Consider the following 17,172-nt stretch of genomic DNA (forward strand, 5'->3'; position numbering starts at 1 on the left):
ATGGCCTCCTCAGACCAGGTGCAAGGCGTTGAGCAACAGGTCGATGACCTTGATGCCGGCAAACGGTACGATGATGCCGCCCAGTCCGTAGATCAGCAGGTTGCGCCTGAGCAGCTGCGCAGCGCTGGCAGCCTTGATCTGCACCCCACGCAGGGCCAACGGAATGAGCACGACGATGATCAGTGCGTTGAACACGATGGCAGACAGGATGGCGCTCTGCGGGCTTGCCAGCTGCATGATGTTGAGCACGCCCAGCTGCGGGTAAATCACCGCAAACAAGGCTGGCAATATGGCGAAATACTTGGCCACGTCGTTGGCGATGGAAAAGGTGGTCAGCGCCCCACGGGTGACGAGCAGCGCCTTGCCAACGTGCACCACGTCCAGCAGCTTGGTCGGATCACTGTCCAGATCGACCATGTTGGCCGCCTCACGGGCAGCCTGGGTACCATCGTTCATGGCCATGCCCACATCCGCCTGGGCCAGGGCTGGCGCGTCGTTGGCACCATCGCCGCACATGGCCACCAGGCGCCCGTCTTGCTGCTCCTGGCGAATGCGCGCCAGTTTTTTCTCCGGTGTAGCCTCGGCCAGCACATCGTCCACGCCTGCTTCGGCCGCGATCGCGGCTGCCGTGAGCGGGTTGTCGCCAGTGACCATCACGGTCCTGATGCCCAGTTTGCGCAGTTCGGCAAAGCGTTCGCGAATGCCAGGCTTGACCACATCCTTGAGGTGAATCACGCCCAACAGGCGCTTGTCGACGCAGACCAGCAGCGGCGTACCGCCTGACTGGGCGATGCGCTCTACCTCACGGGCAAGGGCTGGCGGCATATCCGCGCGCGGCATATCGACGAAGGCAAGGAGCGCATCGACGGCGCCTTTTCGATAACGATGTGCCCCCAGGTCGATACCAGACAGGCGTGTCTGGGCAGTGAAGGCCACCGGTTGGTAGTGCCCGGCCGGCGGTTCGACGAAATCATGAAGCTGATGCAGGTACTCGACGATCGACTTGCCCTCTGCCGTGTCGTCGGCCAGCGAAGCCAGCAAAGCCCCCTCCCCCAGCTCACGGGCCGTCACCCCGGGCGCAGCGTACAGTGCGCTGCAGCGGCGGTTACCGAAAGTGATGGTACCGGTCTTGTCCAGCATCAAGGTGTGCACATCGCCTGCGGCTTCCACGGCGCGCCCTGAACGGGCGATGACATTGAGGCGCACAAGGCGGTCCATGCCGGCGATGCCGATGGCCGAGAGCAGGCCGCCGATGGTGGTGGGAATGAGTGTGACGAGCAACGCGGCCAGGAAGATCAGCGGCAAGCTGCCCCCAGCGAAGTGAGCAAAGGGTTGCAGGGTCACCACCACGATCAGAAACACCAGGGTCAGGCCGATCAACAGCATGTCCAGGGCGATCTCGTTGGGCGTTTTTTGCCGGCGCGCGCCCTCGACCAGGGCGATCATGCGGTCCAGGGTGGAATCACCGGGGTTGCTGGCGATGCGGATCAGCAGCCAGTCCGACACCAGACGGGTATTGCCGGTCACCGCCGAACGATCGCCGCCTGACTCGCGAATGACGGGCGCGGATTCCCCGGTGATGGCTGCCTCGTTGACGGCAGCGATGCCTTCTATCACCTCGGCGTCGGCGGGGATCATCTCCCCAGCCTCGACCCGGACGACATCACCCTTGCGCAGGGACGCGGCCGGGACGTTGTCGAAGCTGCCATCCGGGTTGCGCCGCCTGGCCGAGAGCCCCTGGCTGCCGGCTTTGAGGCTGTCGGCACGGGCTTTACCCCGGCCTTCGGCAAGGGCCTCGGCGAAGTTGGCAAACAGCACGGTGAACCATAGCCAGGCGGCGATCTGCACCGCAACGCCTGGGGTGACGCCATTGGCTGGGGTCAGGCACAGCACGGTGGTCAGTACGGCCGTGATGGCCACCACCAGCATGACAGGTGAGCGCTTGAGCTGACGCGGATCGAGCTTGAGGAACGCCTGCAGCAATGCCGGCCGCCACAGCGCGGCCAGCCGCGTCTGGGCTGCTGCGTCTGGTTGGGCCTTGATCTCTGGAATGGGCATGTTCATGGTCATCTCTCAATAGGCCTGGCTCAAATGGTCGGCAATCGGTCCCAAGGCCAAGGTCGGGAGGAAGGTCAGCCCGCCTACCAGCAGGAGGGTCAGCAGCAGCAGGAAGGTGAACAGTGGCCCATGGGTGGGGAAGCTGTTGGGGCCTTGAGGTGCCTGTGGCTTGGCTGCCAGGCTCCCTGCCAGCGCCAGGATTGGCAGGATGTAACCAAAACGCCCGATCAGCATCGCCAGACCGATCATGAGGTTGTGAAACACCGTGTTGGCGCCAAAGCCTGCGAAGGCTGACCCATTGTTGGCGGCCCCGGAGGTATAGGCATACAGCAACTGGCTGAAACCATGGGCGCCGGGGTTGCTGACCGCTGTGGCCGGCCCTGGAAGGCTGGCAGCGACGGCGGCCAGTACCAGCACGCCGACCGGCATCACCAACAAGGTCGCCACCAACAGTTGCACCTCACGGGCTTGAAGCTTCTTGCCCAGGTATTCCGGCGTGCGGCCGATCATCAGCCCGCAGAGAAACACCGCGATCAGCACGAACAGCAACATGCCGTACAGGCCCGCCCCGACGCCGCCGAAGATGACTTCGCCGACCATCATGTTGACCATGGCCACCATGCCGGTCAGTGGGTTGAGGCTGTCGTGCATGGCATTGACCGAACCGTTGGAAGCGGCCGTGGTGGTGACCGTCCACAACACCGATCCGGTGGTGCCAAAGCGACTTTCCTTGCCTTCCAGAGGGGCTGCCTGCTCTACCTCGCTGGCGTGCAGCGCTGGGTTGGGCTGATGTTCGGACCACAAGGCCGAGGCGCCGCCGACCAGAAACAGTGCAAGCATGCAGGCCACAATGGCGCGGCTCTGGCGCAGGTCTTTCACGTAATGGCCGAACATGAACACCAGAGCCACGGGAATCAGGATGATCGCCGATACCTCGAACAGGTTGCTCCACGCTGTCGGGTTTTCAAACGGATGCGCCGAATTGACGCCGAAGAAGCCGCCGCCGTTGGTACCCAGCTGCTTGATCGCAATCTGGCTGGCTGCCGGGCCGAGCGGGATCAACTGCTCGGCCCCTTGCAACGTCAGGGCATGGGCATAGTCGCTGAAGGTCTGTGGCACGCCCTGCCAGACCAACAGCAGCGCCAGCAGCAAGGACATGGGCAAAAGCCCATAAAGCGTGGCCCGGGTCATGTCCACCCAGAAATTGCCCAGGGCCGCACTGCTGCGACGGGCGATACCACGGCACAGGGCTACCAGCACGGCCAGGCCCGTGGCAGCACTGACAAAGTTCTGCACGGTCAGGCCGAGCATCTGGTTCAGGTAGCTGATGGAGGCCTCGCCACTGTAGGCCTGCCAGTTGGTGTTGGTCACGAAACTGACCGCGGTGTTGAAGGCCAGCGACCACTCAAGACCGGGTAAGCGCTGCGGATTCAACGGCAGAAGGCCTTGGCCCAACAGCGCGCCGAACAGCAGGAGGAACCCAACCAAATTGAAGATCAGCAGCGCCAGGGCATAGTGGCGCCAGCCCTGTTGCTGCGATGGGCAAATCCCAGCCAGCCGGTAGCAGGCATTTTCGATCGGTCCCAGTAATGGCGTAAGCCACGTGCGCCGGCCCTCCATGACATTGAAGTAGAACCTTCCCAGCCAAGGGGCCGGTAGCAGGACTATGGCGAAGAAGGCCAGCAGCAAGGCGATATCGTAGGCATGCATGGGCGACCCCTTAACTGCGATCGGCGCGCAATAGCGCCGTCAGCAGGTACACCGCCATGGCCACCGCGATCAGCAGTGACATCCCTTCGAGCACGTTCATGAATGATTCCCCGTTGATGCGGCAGTGGCCGCTTTACGGGGATTTTCGGTCAGGCCAGCGTAAAGGCTCGAGATCGAAGCGGCAGGCCTGGCATAAAGAACACGTAAAGAAAGGTGTTCGGCCAGGCAGCAGGGCTAGGCAGTCGGGGTGGGCTGCACGTTGCGACTCCAGTCCAGCAGCAGGCTGTAGCCTATGGCCAATAACGTCGGGCCAATGAACAGGCCGATGAAGCCGAAGGCAATCAGGCCGCCGAACACGCCGAGCAACACGATCACCAGCGGTAGGTCTCCGCCACGGCTGATCAGGTAGGGCTTGAGCACGTTGTCCACGCCACTGATGACGAAGGTGCCCCAGATGCCCATGAAGATCGCCATGCCGTACTCACCCTTCCATACCAGCCAGCCGGTCACCGGCAGCCAGGCCAGCGGCGGGCCCATGGGGATCAGGCTGAGCATGAAGGTGACCAACCCAAGCACGATGGCACCCGGCACGCCTGCGATGAGAAAGCCGATCAAGGCGAGCAGGGCTTGCGCCGCCGCCGTACCGATCACACCGTTGACCACCCGTTGCACCGTGCCGGCTACCAGGTTCAGGTAATACTCGGCACGCTCGCCAGTCAGCCGGTGCAGCAGCCGCAGCACGAACGCCGAGAGCCGCGGCCCGTCGCGATAGAAGAAGAACACGAAGACCAGGCTCAGGGTGAGCTCCAGCACGCCACTGCCGATCTGCGCGCTGCGGGCCAGCAACCAGTTACCCACTTGCCCCAGGTAGGGTTTGACCGACGCCAACAGCGCAGCGCCCTGCTGGTCTAGCGACGACCACCAGCTGGCCATGCGTTCGCCTACCAACGGGATGTCGATCAGCCACACGGGCGCATCCGGCAGGCCATCAACCTGCACATCACGCACGAACAAGGTCGCATCACGAATGTGGTCAGCCAGGTTGAAGCCCAGCCAGACCAAAGGCAGCGCCACGATGAGGATCCAGGCGCTGGTCAACAGACCGGCGGCGAGGGTTTCGCGTCCACCCAGCACGCGGGTGAGAAAACGCATCAGGGGCCAGCTGGCGAATGCGAGGATGGCCCCCCACAGCAGCGCCGAAATGAAGGGGGCCATGACCCACAGGCCGGCGCCCAGCAATGCCAGCAACAGGATCTGGATCAGCAGGCGGTCATTTTCAACCATGGTCTTGCCCGTCAACGAATCAGTTCGAGGTGCAGGCCATCGGTGGGCGAGTCGCCGACTTCCAGGCGAGCGCTGCGTACACCGGCCTTTATCAGCGCTTCACGCCAGGCCTCGGCCTGGGCGCCGCTGAGGGTGGCGCGCAAGGTGCTGTCCAGGTTGAGGCTGCGTGCAAGCAGGGTTGCCCAGGCCGGCTGCGGGTCGCTCAAATCAGGATAATCAAGCTTGCCGGTGTCACGCATCTCACGCAGCACGGTTGCAGCCGTGGGCAGCAGCTCACCCAACGGGTGGGCTGCGACGAACTCCTCCACATGCAGGTAGGCCCGCCGGTTGCCACGGGTCACGCTGTAGAGTGCGACCAACGTATCAGCCTGGTCGGCAGAGCGGCGTAGCAGGATGAACGCCTGGCGCTCATCGCCACCATTGAGCCGAGCATTGGCAAAGACTTCGTTGGCCCACAGGCTGGCCTCGCCACAATCGCGGCCTTGGCACCAGAACAACGGGTACCCGCCTTCTTGCTGCAAGCTCTCGCGCGCGCGCGTGAACGCCTCCCGCGCAGAGCGCTCAACCGGCAGTTCATAGGTCGTGGAGCTGACCTGGCCACGGCTCTCGACTTTATCCTCCACCCGCAGGCGGCCGCTGATCTTGCGCAGTGGCCCCAATGGGTAGACGCGCTCCTGCTCCACGGCCGGGCGCTGGTCGACAATCTTGGCGTCCACTGGCACGGGCAGGCCGCCGGCCCAGAGCGTAGAGCTGGCGAGCAGCGTACCGGCGGCCAGCAGGCAACGCCAGGCGACAGGCGCAGTCATAGGCAAACCACGCGGCGCCCGGCGTCAAGGTGAAGCATGTACATGTCTGGCAATTGCATGGTTGTCTCCCTGATCAACCCGCCAAGCCTCGACACTTGTCCGGTGCAAGTCAAGCAAAGCCAAAGAAGCGATTGAAACAGTCTGCTACAAGCGTTGCGCCCTGCTCATCGTTCAGGTGCAGGTGATGGCCACCGGGCAAGGTCACCTGTTCAAAGGGTAGCTGCTCAAGCAGCCCTTCGCGACGTGCCAGCATGCCCTGCGCTGCCACCACCAGGCAGCCGGGGCACTTGACTTGTCGCACGTAGGCCATTGCCTGGCCTTGCGTCAGGCGCACTGGCGAGGGCAAAGTCAAGCGGCTGTCGCTGCGCCAGCTGTACCCCCCGGCCACGGGCATCAGCCCACGCTGGGCCAGCAGCTCGGCCGCTTCGCGGCTCACCGCCACCATGCCCTTCATGCGTGCCTCCACGCCTTGGTCCTGCGTGCTGTACACCGACTTGCGCTTGGTATCGAGGCGCATCTGTGCACGCAGCGCCATCCCCAGGCGCTCGGGGGCGTCCTGCTCTTCGCCGGTGGGCGGGATGAGGCCATCGATAAGTGCCAGGTGGCTGACGCGCTCGGGCAGTGCGGCGGCCAGTTGCACGCTGATGATGGCGCCAAGCGAATGGCCCAGCAGCGCGAACTGCTCCCAGCCCAGTTGCTCGGCTGCGCGCACGATGTCGTAGGCGTAGTCGGCCAGCGCGTAGCCGGCACCCGGCGGGCGATGCTGCGAATGGCCATGACCGGCCATGTCCAAGGCCACTATGCGCAGGCCCTGAAGGCGAGGCGCGAGACGCGCGAAGCTGTTGGCGTTGTCCAGCCAGCCGTGCAACGCAATGACCGGCAGGCCGTCCTCGGGGCCGAACACGTGGCCGGCCAGTTCGATATGGCCAAGATTCAAGCGTATGTCTTCGACCTGCACGTTCATGCCTGCCCCCACCTATCGAACAGGCCCTTGATCAGGCTGGCGGTATCTTCCGGGTGCTCCAGCGGGAACATGTGGCCACCCGGAACGCTGTGGTATTCCCCCTTCGGTATGCCCCGCACCGCCAAGGCATGATGGCGGCGCACTACGGTACTGGCCTGGCCACGGACCATGGCCAGCGGCAGGCGCAACTGCCGGACAGGCGCAGGGTTCAGGTGGGGTACGTTGCGATAGATGCTGATTTCGGTAGCAGGATCGAAGCGCAGGGACAGCGTGTGCTGCTGCTCGTGCAAGCCATGTTCGACGTAGGCATCCAGGCAGTCGGGGTCGAAGTGGCGGAACAGTGATCGGCTGGCGAAATACGCGCGGGCACTGAGCCGATCTTCGAATTCGGCGCGCCGCCCTAGCGTCCGACCGGCTGGGGTAATGCGGTCGATCAAGCCCAGGTGCTTGGCGGCGCGCAGCAGCAACTGGTCTGCGCGGGTCAGCACGGGCGAGTCGAGCATGACCACGCCCCGGTAAAGTTCTGGTCGGCGCAGGGCGGCATGCAAATGCAGAACACCCCCCAGCGAATGCCCCACGCCCCAAACGGGGTCGGGCTGCTGCTCAAGATGGTACAACAGCTCGTCCACCAGGCTCTGCCAGTTGGCGTCCACCGGAAACCGCGGGTCATGGCCGTGCTGGGGCAGGCTCTGCACGTGGTAGTCCGGCGCCAGGGCGGCGAACAGCTTGCCGTAGGTGGCCGACGGAAACCCATTGGCATGGGCAAAGAATATCGGTTGCGGCATGGCGGGCTTCCGGGCGCAGAGAATGGCCCATTGTGGGTGTCCACCAGGGCTCAGGCAACGTTCGGAAAGGTCATCGGCAAGGGCGATCAGGTCATGCCGATCGATCAAAGCTGCCCAGCGAGCGTCGCAGGCACGCCTTGATGAAGACTTGATGGCTTTCCAGCGCCTCACGGGCCAGACGCTGGTCATCAGCGTCCAGCTCCAGCCTGCGCAATGCCAGGCAGCTGGTTTGCATCAGATGGGCCACGCGGGTGCAGGCTTGCTGCAAGGCGAGCAGCTCCTGCTCGGCCTGCTGACGTCGATTTTTCTCAAGCGCCGTGTCCGTCTGGATCTTGCGCATCAGATGGTAGAACTTGGCGTCGGCGACCTCCCGCAGCAAGCTGTGCTGGGCGTGATCCAGGGCGATGCCTTGCTCGACCTTCTCAGTGGTGGTTTGCAGGTCCAGCGAGCACAACAATTTCCACATTTCGCCCGTCATCGACCCAACCTTGTACATGTCCTTTGTGGCAAAGCTAGCAAACCGCAATCGATTGAAACAACTGACAAAAATGCCAGTTGCCTCCCTTGCAAACCCGCTTGGCAAAGCCACGGCAGGCAATCAGCGGGACGTGTGCAAGGCCCGTAGCGTCATCAGGCCTGCCAGGGGCCAATCACCCTCAAGTTCCGCCAGGCTGGCAGTGCCCATGGCGGCTGGCCGCTGCAGGTGACCGTGTTCGAGCAGCCCGACCAGGTGCCCGACCAGTGGCTGGTGGCTGACCAACAGCACGTGATCAAGGCCAAGGCGCTCGATCTGGCCGATCGCATATTGCACATCGCTCTCGGGGGTCAGCCACGGCACCGTGCTTACCGGCTCGCTCAACCCCAATGCCTCATGAACCAAGGCAGCGGTCTGCTGCGCCCGGACATAAGGGCTGGCAATGATCGCCTGCAAGGGCTTGCCTGCCAGGTGTGCGGCGCTGTGCAGCACCTGCTCGCGACCATGCGCGGTCAAGCGCCGCTCGGCATCGCGGGTGGCTCGCGGCTCGGCTTCGCCGTGGCGCAACACCCACAGGTTCACAGCTTGGGCTCTTGGTCAGGTTGGGCAGGCTCAGGCGCGCGCGCCACGTGGGGCGCCTCGCCGTCGGCCGGGCGTGGTGCTGGCCAATCGGCAAACGGCCAGGGTTTCTGATCCGTGTGGAAGGTGCCGAAACGTCCGATCTGTGCCAAGTACTGGCTCAGGCTATCGCCAAGGTCCATCACGCTGGCGCTGGGGGCGCCGTAGATCAGCCGATAGATCAACTGGATCACCACCAGGCCTGCGAGCACCAACTCGGCCAATTGCCAGACCACCAGGAAAACCAGCATCCAGACCACACGCAGGATGAGGGACTCGCGCTGGGCGTGTTCAGGGGTATCGTTCATGTGTCGCTCCTTGCCGTTTTGCCAGGGTTATCCGGGCTCAGTTGAAGCCGCTGGTGGAAATGAAATCGACATCGGTCTTCGGCTCGGCGCTCATCAGGTGCTCGATCACCTGGTTCAACGTGCGGCCCTCGAACAGGATGGCATGCAGGCCAGCGACCAGGGGCATGTACACCTGCGCCTGCTGGGCCTTGGCCTTGAGCACCTTGAGGGTATTGACGCCCTCTGCCACTTCCCCCAGCCGACTCACGGCCTCATCCAGGCTCAGCCCCTGGCCGAGCGCGTAGCCCACCTGGTAGTTGCGGCTCTTGGGCGAGGAACAGGTGACGATCAGGTCGCCCACGCCGGCCAGGCCCAGGAAAGTCATGGGGTTGGCACCCTGGCTGACCGCAAAGCGGGTCATCTCGGCCAGTGCCCGGGTGATCAGCATGCTCTTGGTGTTCTCGCCCATGCCCAGCGCCACGGCCATGCCAGCGATGATGGCGTAGACGTTCTTCAAGGCGCCGCCGAGTTCCACGCCAAAACGGTCACTGCTGGCATACACGCGGAAAGTCTTGCCATGCAGCACAGCCTGCACCTGCTGGCACAAAAGCTCGTCTTCACTGGCCACCACGGTGGCAGTCAGGGCGTGCTCGGCAATTTCCCGGGCAAGGTTGGGCCCGGAAAGCACACCTATGCGCGCCTGCGGGGCGATCTCCTCGACGATCTGGCTCATCAGTTTGAACGTCTGGGCCTCGATCCCTTTGGTGAGGCTGACCAGCCCCTTGCCACGCAACAGGTCGGCATGTGGCGCCAATACGCTGCGCAAGGCGCTGGAGGGCAAGGCCACGAAAATCAGGTCGCAGGCCTTAAGCGTGGCCAGCAGGTCACTGACCGGCTCCACCCCTTCGTGCAGCCCGATGCCCTTGAGGTAACGCGGGTTCTCGCGATGCTCGCGCATCGCCTGGGCCTGTGCCGGGTCGCGCATCCATTGGCGCACTGGCACACCGTTCTGTGCCAGCAGGTTGGCCACGGCCGTGCCAAAGCTGCCGCCGCCCAGAACTGCAACAGGTTGCTGATCAGTCATATCCAATCCGTTAACACCTAAAATAAATGGCGACCGGCGCATTATACGGGTCGCCTGCCCCGCGCCAAGGCCGGTCGGGCATCGCTCATCCAGGCCAGGTATGTACCCACCAGTCGGCGAGCATCAATACCGCCGCAGATCACTGGCAAAACGGCAAAGTTCATTTACCATGCCGGTTTACCCACGATACAAGGCCGCTCCGTGCTCCCTGGCTCGCCTCCCTACCCGCGGCTGTTGCTGTTGACCGCCCTGCTCGGTGCACCTGCCCTGGCAGATGACTTGTTCATCGACAACAGTGACCTGCCACAGGTTTTGACTGCAACACGCCTCAAACAATCCCCGGCTGCGGTGCCAGGGAGCATGACCGTGCTCGACAGCGCGTTGATCCGGGCCAGCGGCGCGCGTGACATTCCCGAACTGCTGAGGCTCGTGCCGGGCATGATGGTGGGCTACGGGGCGGGCAATCAACCGACCGTCAATTACCACGGCAGCAACGTCAACGAAGCACGTCGCATGCAGGTGCTGATCGACGGCCGCTCGGTGTACCGGGCAGGGCTGGCGACGGTGGACTGGAGCGATATCCCGCTGGCGCTGGAGGACATCGACCGGATCGAGGTGTTCAGGGGGCCGAACACGGTCAGCTATGGCGCCAATGCCCTGATGGCCGTGGTGAACATTCTCACTCGCAATCCTGCCGACAGCCACGGCACGCGTCTGAAAGTCACACGCGGGCAGAACGGCATCGACGACTTCTATGCCAGCCAGGGCTTTGGCTGGGACAACGGCGATATGCGTCTATCGCTGTCGGGCCAGCAGGATGACGGGTTCGACCATGACCAGTTCGGCCAGGACTACCGTGACAGCCGCCGCGCCACACGTTTGAACCTGAGCGCCAGCCATACCCTGACGGTGGACCAGACACTGGAATGGCAACTGGCCGCCAAGGAAGGCACCAACCAGCGGCCTTATACCTACCAGCCGGTATTCCCGTTCGTGACCCAGCGCGGCAAGGATGCCGACGTCAAGGCCATGGACTATGCAGGCTCGGTGCGTTGGAACATCGACTTTGCCGCTGAACACAGCCTGTATGTCCAGGGCTCGGCGCAGCATTTCGACCGCCAGCAGGTGTGGCGAGCCTGCGACGCGGCGCTGTCCTTCAGCCCCGAACTCACCCGCCTCTGGCAGATGAACCCCAATTACGCCGAGCGGGTAGCCCGTGGCGCGAACAACCCGCCACCTAGCAGCAACCCCCAGGAGCAGGCCCTGGTCGATGCGATCAAGGCACAGTGGAACAGTCAGGGCGGCAGTGACGTGGTGTGCGGCGATGTCGACCAGAGCACGCGCGAAACCCGCTATGACCTGGAAATACAGGACACCTACAGCCTGACCGACAGCCTGCGCCTGCTCAGCGGCATGAACTATCGCTATGATCGTGCCGACTCGCAGACCTACTTCAATGGCAGCGTCGACGACCAGACCTGGCGGCTTTTCGGGCAACTGGAATGGCGAGCCGACGAGCACTGGATCGTGCAGGGCGGCGCCATGTTCGAGGATTCGCGGCTCTCTGGCAGCTCGCTTACCCCACGGTTGGCGGTCAATTACCTGATCACCCCGCGCCATGGCCTGCGCGCCGTCTATTCCGAGGCGGTACGTTCGCCTGACATGTTCGAAAACAACGTCAACTGGAGCTACACCGTCAAGAACCTGATGCCCTACGCCTTTGGCCAGCAGCATGGCGAATACTTCGTCAAGACCCGCGGCCCTGGTGACCTGGAGCAGGAGCACATGCGCTCGCGTGAGCTGGGCTACAACGGTTATTTCAGCGACCTGGACCTGAGCATGGACCTGAAGGTGTTCTACGACGAAATCACTGGCATGATCAGCGAGCCGCTCAAGAACAACCAGTACATTGCCAGCAATGCGAACCGGGCGCGCTTCAGCGGCAGCGAGGCCCAGTTCGATTGGCGCCCTACCCTGCGCGACCGGCTGCGCTTGACCTTCGCCCATGTCGACGCCTGGGCCAGCAATCCTGCCGACCGCAACCTCAGCGCCAGCAACAGCGGCTCTGCCGGCTGGATGAGGGACTGGGGCCACGGCTGGTCCAGTGGCGCTTTCTACTACGGTGACGATGCCCTCAATCAGTACCGCTACGAGCGCCTGGACCTGCGCGTGGCCAAGCGCTGGCGCGTGTACGGGAGCAATCTGGAACTGGCAGCCCTGTGGCAGCAACGCCTGGATGATGAGCCCACCACCGCCGTGCAGAACCGCTATGACAGCCGGCAGCGGCTGAGCCTGAGCGCGGAGCTGGAGTTCTGATGGTTCGCTTGCTGCGCCTGTTGGTGCTATGGCTGTGGCCATTGGGGCAGTTGTCCGCCAGCGAGATCTTGCTGGTCGGCGCCCAGGACCAGCCAGGCATCCGCAGCTTCATCGCTGCCCTGGAAAGTCGACGCCCCAACGACCACGTGCATTTTCAGGCTGCCAGCGAGCTGCCTGCGCCGAGCCGGCTCGACCTGGACCTGCGCCTGGTGTTGCTGGACGACGAGGCATTACAGTGGCGCCTGTCGCAAACCGCCGGCCCACCGGCACTGGCCATGAGGGTCAGCCGGGTGCAGGTGGAACAGCGCCTGGGAAAGTCACGCCCCGGGTTTCTCACCTTGTTGTGGAGCGACCCGCCACTGGATCGGCAATTGCGCCTGACCCGCTACCTGTTGCCGCAAGCCAGGCGCATCGGGGTGCTCTACGGTGAACACAGTGGGTTTTTGCTTGATGAGCTGCGCCGTGCCGCGCAACCGCTTGGCCTCGAGATCGTGGCACAGGCTTGGCCCGACCCACGTGACAGCCGCCCCCTGCAACACCTGCTGGGCAGCAGTGACGTGCTGCTCGGGCTTGATGATCCGGACCTGTACAATTCCAAGACAGCGAAAAACCTGTTGCTCAGCAGTTACGGCCGTCAAATGGCCCTGATTGGCCCCAATGCCGGATTCGTCCGTGCCGGCGCGCTGGCCAGCACCTACAGCGATCAGCAAGATTGGTTAAGCGTGCTCGACAGCCTGCTCGGGCAATCACCTGCGCGCTGGCCCCGCAGCCTCTACCCAGCCCATTTCGGGGTCAGCGGCAATCAGCAGGTGGCACGGGCGCTGGGCCTGGAGCCCATTGATCCCGACACCGCCGCCCAAGCCTTGGCTGATGGAGAGCGCACCCCATGACCAAGGGCCTGAACTGGGACATTCATACGCGCACGCAGATCATCAGCCTAGGCCCGGCGCTGCTGCTGACGCTGCTATTGATCAGCTTCTTCACGTTCGTGCGCATCCAGGATTTGCGTCAGGAGCTCAACCACACCGGCCAATTGATCGCCAACCAGCTCGCGCCCGCGTCCGAATACGGGGTCATCTCAGGCAACAACGAAGTGCTCGAAGGCCTGATGCGCGCCACGCTGAGCATTCCCCACGTGCGGTTCCTGGAGGTACAGGACAGTCGCAATCACATTCTGGTGTACGTCGAGCAGTCTGACGAAAGCACCAACCGTGCCCAGCAGGTGGAAGTGTTTCAAGCGCCGATTCGTCTGCAGCAGATACGACTCGAAAGCGACTTTTTGCAGGAAGGCCTGGCGGCTGCCCCGGCCATCGGCGATGACTACCTGGGCCGGGTCATCGTCGGCATGTCGGACGATGCATTCAGCCAGCGTCAGCAGGAGATCGTGATCAAGGCCGCAGTGCTGGCGTTGTTCGCACTGCTGTTCACATTTTTGCTGGCTCGCCGTCTGGCCATGAGCCTGGCCAAGCCCATCAGCGACATGGGCCATGCCGTCAAGGCCATCCAGCAGGGTCACTACGACACGCCGGTTCCGGTGGTGGACGACAGCGAGCTAGGGCATCTGGCCCGGCACATCAATAACCTGGCGCATGCGCTCGAGCAGGCCAGCACCGAGCAGAAAAAAGCCATCGCCGAGCTGATCCAGGCACGTGAGGAAGCCGAGCAGGCCAACCGCGCCAAGTCTGATTTCCTGGCCATGATGAGCCACGAGCTGCGCACACCGCTAAACGGCGTATTGGGCATGCTGCAATTGCTCGAAACCACCTCGATGAGCAGCGAGCAGGCCGACTACACCGCGGTGGCGAGCGAGTCGACGGGGCATCTGCTGCGGGTCATCAATGACATCCTCGATTTTTCGCGGATCGAACGGGCGGCCTTGCAGCTCGAACACATCGATTTCAACCTCGGCGAGCTCATCACCCACTGCGTCCAGTCGTTCCAGCATGCTGCACAGCAACAAGGTCTGGCGCTCGACTTGAGCCTGGCCGAGGACACCGCCCAGTTGCAGGTGAACGGCGATCCTACCCGGATCCGGCAGATTCTCCTGAACCTGATCGGTAATGCCCTGAAGTTCACCGAGCAGGGGCAGGTGCGGGTCGAAGCCCGTTGGCAGTTGATGGATGAGCAGCGCATCTGGCTGACATGCAGCGTGCAGGACACGGGCATCGGCATTGACAATGATCGTCTGGAGATGATGTTCGTCGCTTTCCAGCAGGCCGACAGCTCGATTTCTCGCCGCTACGGCGGCACCGGCCTGGGCCTGTCCATCGCGCGCACCCTGGCCGAGCGCATGGGCGGGCACCTGCACGGTCAGAGCCTTGAAGGCCATGGCTCGACCTTCACGCTGGAGATGCCACTGGCACTGCCAGCATCGGCGCGCCAGATCCGCCGCGCTGCGCCGCCCGGCCAGCTTGCCTGGACCGAACCCACCAGGGTACTGCTGGTCGAAGACAATGCTGTCAACCAGAGCGTCACCGAGGCCATGTTGTGCAGCCTGGGCGTTGAGGTGAGCACGGCCGACGACGGCCAGCAGGCCGTGGAGCTGGTCAGGCTGCAACGTTTCGCCGCCGTTTTCATGGACTGTGGCCTGCCCTACATGGATGGTTACGAGGCCACGCGCCAGATGCGCCTGCTGACCCACGGTGCACACGTACCGATCATCGCCCTGACTGCCAATGCATTGCAGGGTGATCGCGAACGATGCCTTGCCGCAGGAATGGATGACTATCTGAGCAAACCCCTGCGCCGCAGTGAATTGCAGCAGGTGCTGGTGCGCTGGCTGCCAGGACAGGCAACCGCGACTGGCGATAAATGCTAAAGTGCGGCAGTCTTAAACACTGGACAGGACTCCTTTCGGACCTGAAAATAGACGTTTCAGTGCACACCTGTACTTCTTTCGACAGGTGCGCTGTGACTTTCACTACAACGCAATAGTCTACCTGTAGGCTGCCGCCCCGTTCGCGATGCGTGACGGGCTGGCCGGGAAGATTCATCCCCTGCCGCAGGGGGTTATTGAGGAGCTCGCATGACCAAACAACACGCCTTTACTCGGGAAGACCTGCTGCGCTGCAGTCGCGGTGAGCTGTTCGGCCCAGGTAATGCGCAACTGCCCGCGCCGAACATGCTGATGGTCGATCGCATCACCCACATCAGTGAAGAAGGCGGCAAGTACGGCAAAGGTGAATTGGTCGCCGAGCTGGACATCAATCCTGATCTTTGGTTTTTTGCCTGCCATTTCGAAGGCGACCCAGTGATGCCAGGCTGCCTGGGCCTCGATGCCATGTGGCAGCTGGTCGGCTTTTTCCTGGGCTGGCAAGGCCTGCCGGGCCGCGGTCGTGCACTGGGCTCCGGTGAAGTGAAGTTCTTCGGCCAGGTGCTGCCTACCGCCAAGAACGTCACCTACAACATTCACATCAAGCGCGTGCTCAAAGGCAAGCTGAACATGGCCATCGCCGATGGTTCGGTCAGCGTCGACGGCCGCGAGATCTACACCGCCGAAGGCCTGCGGGTCGGCGTGTTCACCTCCACTGACAACTTCTAAGGGTTATTCGCATGCGCCGCGTCGTTATCACTGGTCTGGGCATCGTGTCGTGCCTGGGCAATGACAAAGCTACCGTCACCGAAAACCTGCGCAACAGCCGTCCGGGTATCCGTTACAACCCGGAATACAAGGAAATGGGGCTGCGTAGCCAGGTTTCCGGCTCCATCGACCTCAACCTCGAAGAGCTGATCGACCGCAAGGTCTTCCGTTTCGTCGGGCATGCGGCTGCCTACGCCTACCTGGCGATGCAGGACGCCATCAAGGACTCGGGCCTGACCGATGAGCAGGTCTCCAGCCCACGTACCGGCCTGGTGGCCGGCTCCGGCGGTGCATCGACCCTGAATCAGATGGAAGCGCTGGATACTCTGCGCGAAAAAGGCGTCAAGCGTGTAGGCCCTTACCGGGTCACTCGCACCATGGGCAGCACCGTTTCGGCGTGCCTGGCGACGCCGTTCAAGATCAAGGGCATCAACTACTCGATCTCTTCCGCCTGCGCTACATCGGCTCACTGCATCGGCACCGCACTGGAGCAGATCCAGTGGGGCAAGCAGGACATCGTGTTCGCCGGCGGCGGTGAAGAAGAGCACTGGAGCCAGTCGTTCCTGTTCGATGCCATGGGCGCCCTGTCGACCAAGCGCAACGAAACCCCGGAACTGGCCTCGCGTGCCTATGACGCGGACCGTGATGGCTTCGTCATCGCCGGCGGCGGTGGCATGGTGGTGGTCGAAGAGCTGGAACACGCTCTGGCCCGTGGCGCCAAGATCTACGCCGAGATCATCGGCTATGGCGCCACCTCCGACGGCTACGACATGGTCGCCCCAAGCGGCGAAGGCGCCATCCGCTGCATGCAGCAGGCGCTGTCGACCGTCGACACGCCGATCGACTACCTGAACACCCACGGCACCTCTACCCCAGTGGGCGACGTTGCCGAAATGAAGGGTGTGCGCGAAGTGTTCGGCGAAAATGCACCGAAGATCAGCTCAACCAAGAGCCTGTCCGGCCACTCGCTGGGGGCTGCCGGTGTACACGAGGCGATCTACTGCTTGCTGATGATGGAAAACAACTTCATCGCTGGCTCGGCCAACATCGACGAACTGGACCCGGCGGTCGCTGACCTGCCGATCCTGCGCAAGACCGAAGAAAATGCCAAGATCGATACGGTCATGAGCAACAGCTTCGGTTTCGGCGGCACCAATGCCACCCTGGTGCTCAAGCGCTGGGAAGGCAAGTGATTCGCTGACGCG

Annotated in this window: 16 protein-coding genes; 5 read left to right on the plus strand and 11 right to left on the minus strand. The window is 63.2% G+C overall.

The genetic code is table 11. The features are described from left to right. Window positions 1-9: 9 nt before the first annotated feature. From kdpB to NMB38_RS13960, 11 genes are all read right to left on the minus strand, one after another. Window positions 10-2,064 carry a potassium-transporting ATPase subunit KdpB gene (gene kdpB, locus NMB38_RS13910; RefSeq protein ID WP_059183793.1) on the minus strand — a complete coding sequence of 685 codons (2,055 nt, stop codon included), beginning with the start codon at window positions 2,062-2,064 and terminating at the stop codon, window positions 10-12. A gap of 9 nt (window positions 2,065-2,073) precedes the next feature. Continuing rightward, entirely contained in the window at window positions 2,074-3,768 is a 1,695-nt protein-coding gene (gene kdpA / locus NMB38_RS13915) for a potassium-transporting ATPase subunit KdpA (RefSeq protein ID WP_088523620.1), read from the minus strand. A gap of 10 nt (window positions 3,769-3,778) precedes the next feature. Then, the gene (gene kdpF, locus NMB38_RS13920; protein WP_033695165.1) at window positions 3,779-3,868 is read right to left on the minus strand and encodes a K(+)-transporting ATPase subunit F; all 90 of its coding nucleotides are present in this window, start codon (window positions 3,866-3,868) and stop codon (window positions 3,779-3,781) included. A gap of 134 nt (window positions 3,869-4,002) precedes the next feature. Further along, on the minus strand, window positions 4,003-5,052 hold the full coding sequence (locus tag NMB38_RS13925; RefSeq protein WP_059184147.1) for an AI-2E family transporter: 1,050 nt from the start codon (window positions 5,050-5,052) through the stop codon (window positions 4,003-4,005). A gap of 11 nt (window positions 5,053-5,063) precedes the next feature. Next, window positions 5,064-5,858 (minus strand): DUF4892 domain-containing protein, encoded by a 795-nt coding sequence (locus NMB38_RS13930; RefSeq protein WP_027916277.1) that lies wholly within the window; start codon window positions 5,856-5,858, stop codon window positions 5,064-5,066. Window positions 5,859-5,967: 109 nt separating this feature from the next. Continuing rightward, entirely contained in the window at window positions 5,968-6,822 is an 855-nt protein-coding gene (locus NMB38_RS13935) for an alpha/beta hydrolase (protein WP_490805916.1), read from the minus strand. After that, complete coding sequence (locus NMB38_RS13940; protein ID WP_027916279.1) at window positions 6,819-7,607, minus strand: alpha/beta fold hydrolase; 789 nt, start codon at window positions 7,605-7,607, stop codon at window positions 6,819-6,821. Before NMB38_RS13940 ends, NMB38_RS13935 begins: the two co-directional genes overlap by 4 nt. A 91-nt stretch (window positions 7,608-7,698) precedes the next feature. Next, on the minus strand, window positions 7,699-8,085 hold the full coding sequence (locus NMB38_RS13945; protein ID WP_457274114.1) for a hypothetical protein: 387 nt from the start codon (window positions 8,083-8,085) through the stop codon (window positions 7,699-7,701). 120 nt (window positions 8,086-8,205) lie between these two features. After that, on the minus strand, window positions 8,206-8,664 hold the full coding sequence (sixA, locus tag NMB38_RS13950; RefSeq protein WP_027916281.1) for a phosphohistidine phosphatase SixA: 459 nt from the start codon (window positions 8,662-8,664) through the stop codon (window positions 8,206-8,208). Next, window positions 8,661-9,008, minus strand: a complete 348-nt coding sequence (locus NMB38_RS13955) for a DUF4389 domain-containing protein (RefSeq protein ID WP_027916282.1) — start codon at window positions 9,006-9,008, stop codon at window positions 8,661-8,663. Before NMB38_RS13955 ends, sixA begins: the two co-directional genes overlap by 4 nt. Before the next feature lie 37 nt (window positions 9,009-9,045). After that, entirely contained in the window at window positions 9,046-10,071 is a 1,026-nt protein-coding gene (locus tag NMB38_RS13960) for an NAD(P)H-dependent glycerol-3-phosphate dehydrogenase (protein ID WP_027916283.1), read from the minus strand. Between the two features lie 201 nt (window positions 10,072-10,272). On the opposite strand from NMB38_RS13960, the gene NMB38_RS13965 reads away from it, so the two are divergent. The 5 genes from NMB38_RS13965 (at window position 10,273) to fabB (ending at window position 17,160) form a co-directional block, all read left to right on the plus strand. Further along, window positions 10,273-12,387, plus strand: a complete 2,115-nt coding sequence (locus tag NMB38_RS13965) for a TonB-dependent receptor plug domain-containing protein (RefSeq protein WP_027916284.1) — start codon at window positions 10,273-10,275, stop codon at window positions 12,385-12,387. Beyond that, the gene (locus NMB38_RS13970; protein ID WP_028686591.1) at window positions 12,387-13,277 is read left to right on the plus strand and encodes an ABC transporter substrate-binding protein; all 891 of its coding nucleotides are present in this window, start codon (window positions 12,387-12,389) and stop codon (window positions 13,275-13,277) included. The genes NMB38_RS13965 and NMB38_RS13970 overlap by 1 nt, the downstream gene beginning before the upstream one ends. Next, the gene (locus tag NMB38_RS13975) at window positions 13,274-15,205 is read left to right on the plus strand and encodes an ATP-binding protein (protein ID WP_027916286.1); all 1,932 of its coding nucleotides are present in this window, start codon (window positions 13,274-13,276) and stop codon (window positions 15,203-15,205) included. The genes NMB38_RS13970 and NMB38_RS13975 overlap by 4 nt, the downstream gene beginning before the upstream one ends. Window positions 15,206-15,412: 207 nt before the next feature. Next, window positions 15,413-15,928 carry a 3-hydroxyacyl-[acyl-carrier-protein] dehydratase FabA gene (gene fabA, locus NMB38_RS13980; protein WP_023533607.1) on the plus strand — a complete coding sequence of 172 codons (516 nt, stop codon included), beginning with the start codon at window positions 15,413-15,415 and terminating at the stop codon, window positions 15,926-15,928. An 11-nt stretch (window positions 15,929-15,939) separates the two neighbouring features. Next, entirely contained in the window at window positions 15,940-17,160 is a 1,221-nt protein-coding gene (gene fabB / locus NMB38_RS13985; protein ID WP_027916287.1) for a beta-ketoacyl-ACP synthase I, read from the plus strand. Window positions 17,161-17,172 lie beyond the last annotated feature (12 nt).

The organism is Pseudomonas sp. FBCC-B35 (genome assembly GCF_059133755.1).

Excerpts from the sequence above, each read along its gene's own strand:
- fabB (WP_027916287.1), top strand. The coding sequence starts at position 15,940 with ATGCGCCGCGTCGTTATCACTGGTCTGGGCATCGTGTCGTGCCTGGGC.
- kdpA (WP_088523620.1), bottom strand. The coding sequence starts at position 3,768 with ATGCATGCCTACGATATCGCCTTGCTGCTGGCCTTCTTCGCCATAGTC.
- NMB38_RS13925 (WP_059184147.1), bottom strand. The coding sequence starts at position 5,052 with ATGGTTGAAAATGACCGCCTGCTGATCCAGATCCTGTTGCTGGCATTG.
- NMB38_RS13935 (WP_490805916.1), bottom strand. The coding sequence starts at position 6,822 with ATGAACGTGCAGGTCGAAGACATACGCTTGAATCTTGGCCATATCGAA.
- NMB38_RS13945 (WP_457274114.1), bottom strand. The coding sequence starts at position 8,085 with ATGACGGGCGAAATGTGGAAATTGTTGTGCTCGCTGGACCTGCAAACC.
- fabA (WP_023533607.1), top strand. The coding sequence starts at position 15,413 with ATGACCAAACAACACGCCTTTACTCGGGAAGACCTGCTGCGCTGCAGT.
- NMB38_RS13955 (WP_027916282.1), bottom strand. The coding sequence starts at position 9,008 with ATGAACGATACCCCTGAACACGCCCAGCGCGAGTCCCTCATCCTGCGT.
- NMB38_RS13975 (WP_027916286.1), top strand. The coding sequence starts at position 13,274 with ATGACCAAGGGCCTGAACTGGGACATTCATACGCGCACGCAGATCATC.
- NMB38_RS13930 (WP_027916277.1), bottom strand. The coding sequence starts at position 5,858 with ATGACTGCGCCTGTCGCCTGGCGTTGCCTGCTGGCCGCCGGTACGCTG.
- NMB38_RS13940 (WP_027916279.1), bottom strand. The coding sequence starts at position 7,607 with ATGCCGCAACCGATATTCTTTGCCCATGCCAATGGGTTTCCGTCGGCC.
- NMB38_RS13970 (WP_028686591.1), top strand. The coding sequence starts at position 12,387 with ATGGTTCGCTTGCTGCGCCTGTTGGTGCTATGGCTGTGGCCATTGGGG.
- NMB38_RS13960 (WP_027916283.1), bottom strand. The coding sequence starts at position 10,071 with ATGACTGATCAGCAACCTGTTGCAGTTCTGGGCGGCGGCAGCTTTGGC.
- kdpB (WP_059183793.1), bottom strand. The coding sequence starts at position 2,064 with ATGAACATGCCCATTCCAGAGATCAAGGCCCAACCAGACGCAGCAGCC.
- kdpF (WP_033695165.1), bottom strand. The coding sequence starts at position 3,868 with ATGAACGTGCTCGAAGGGATGTCACTGCTGATCGCGGTGGCCATGGCG.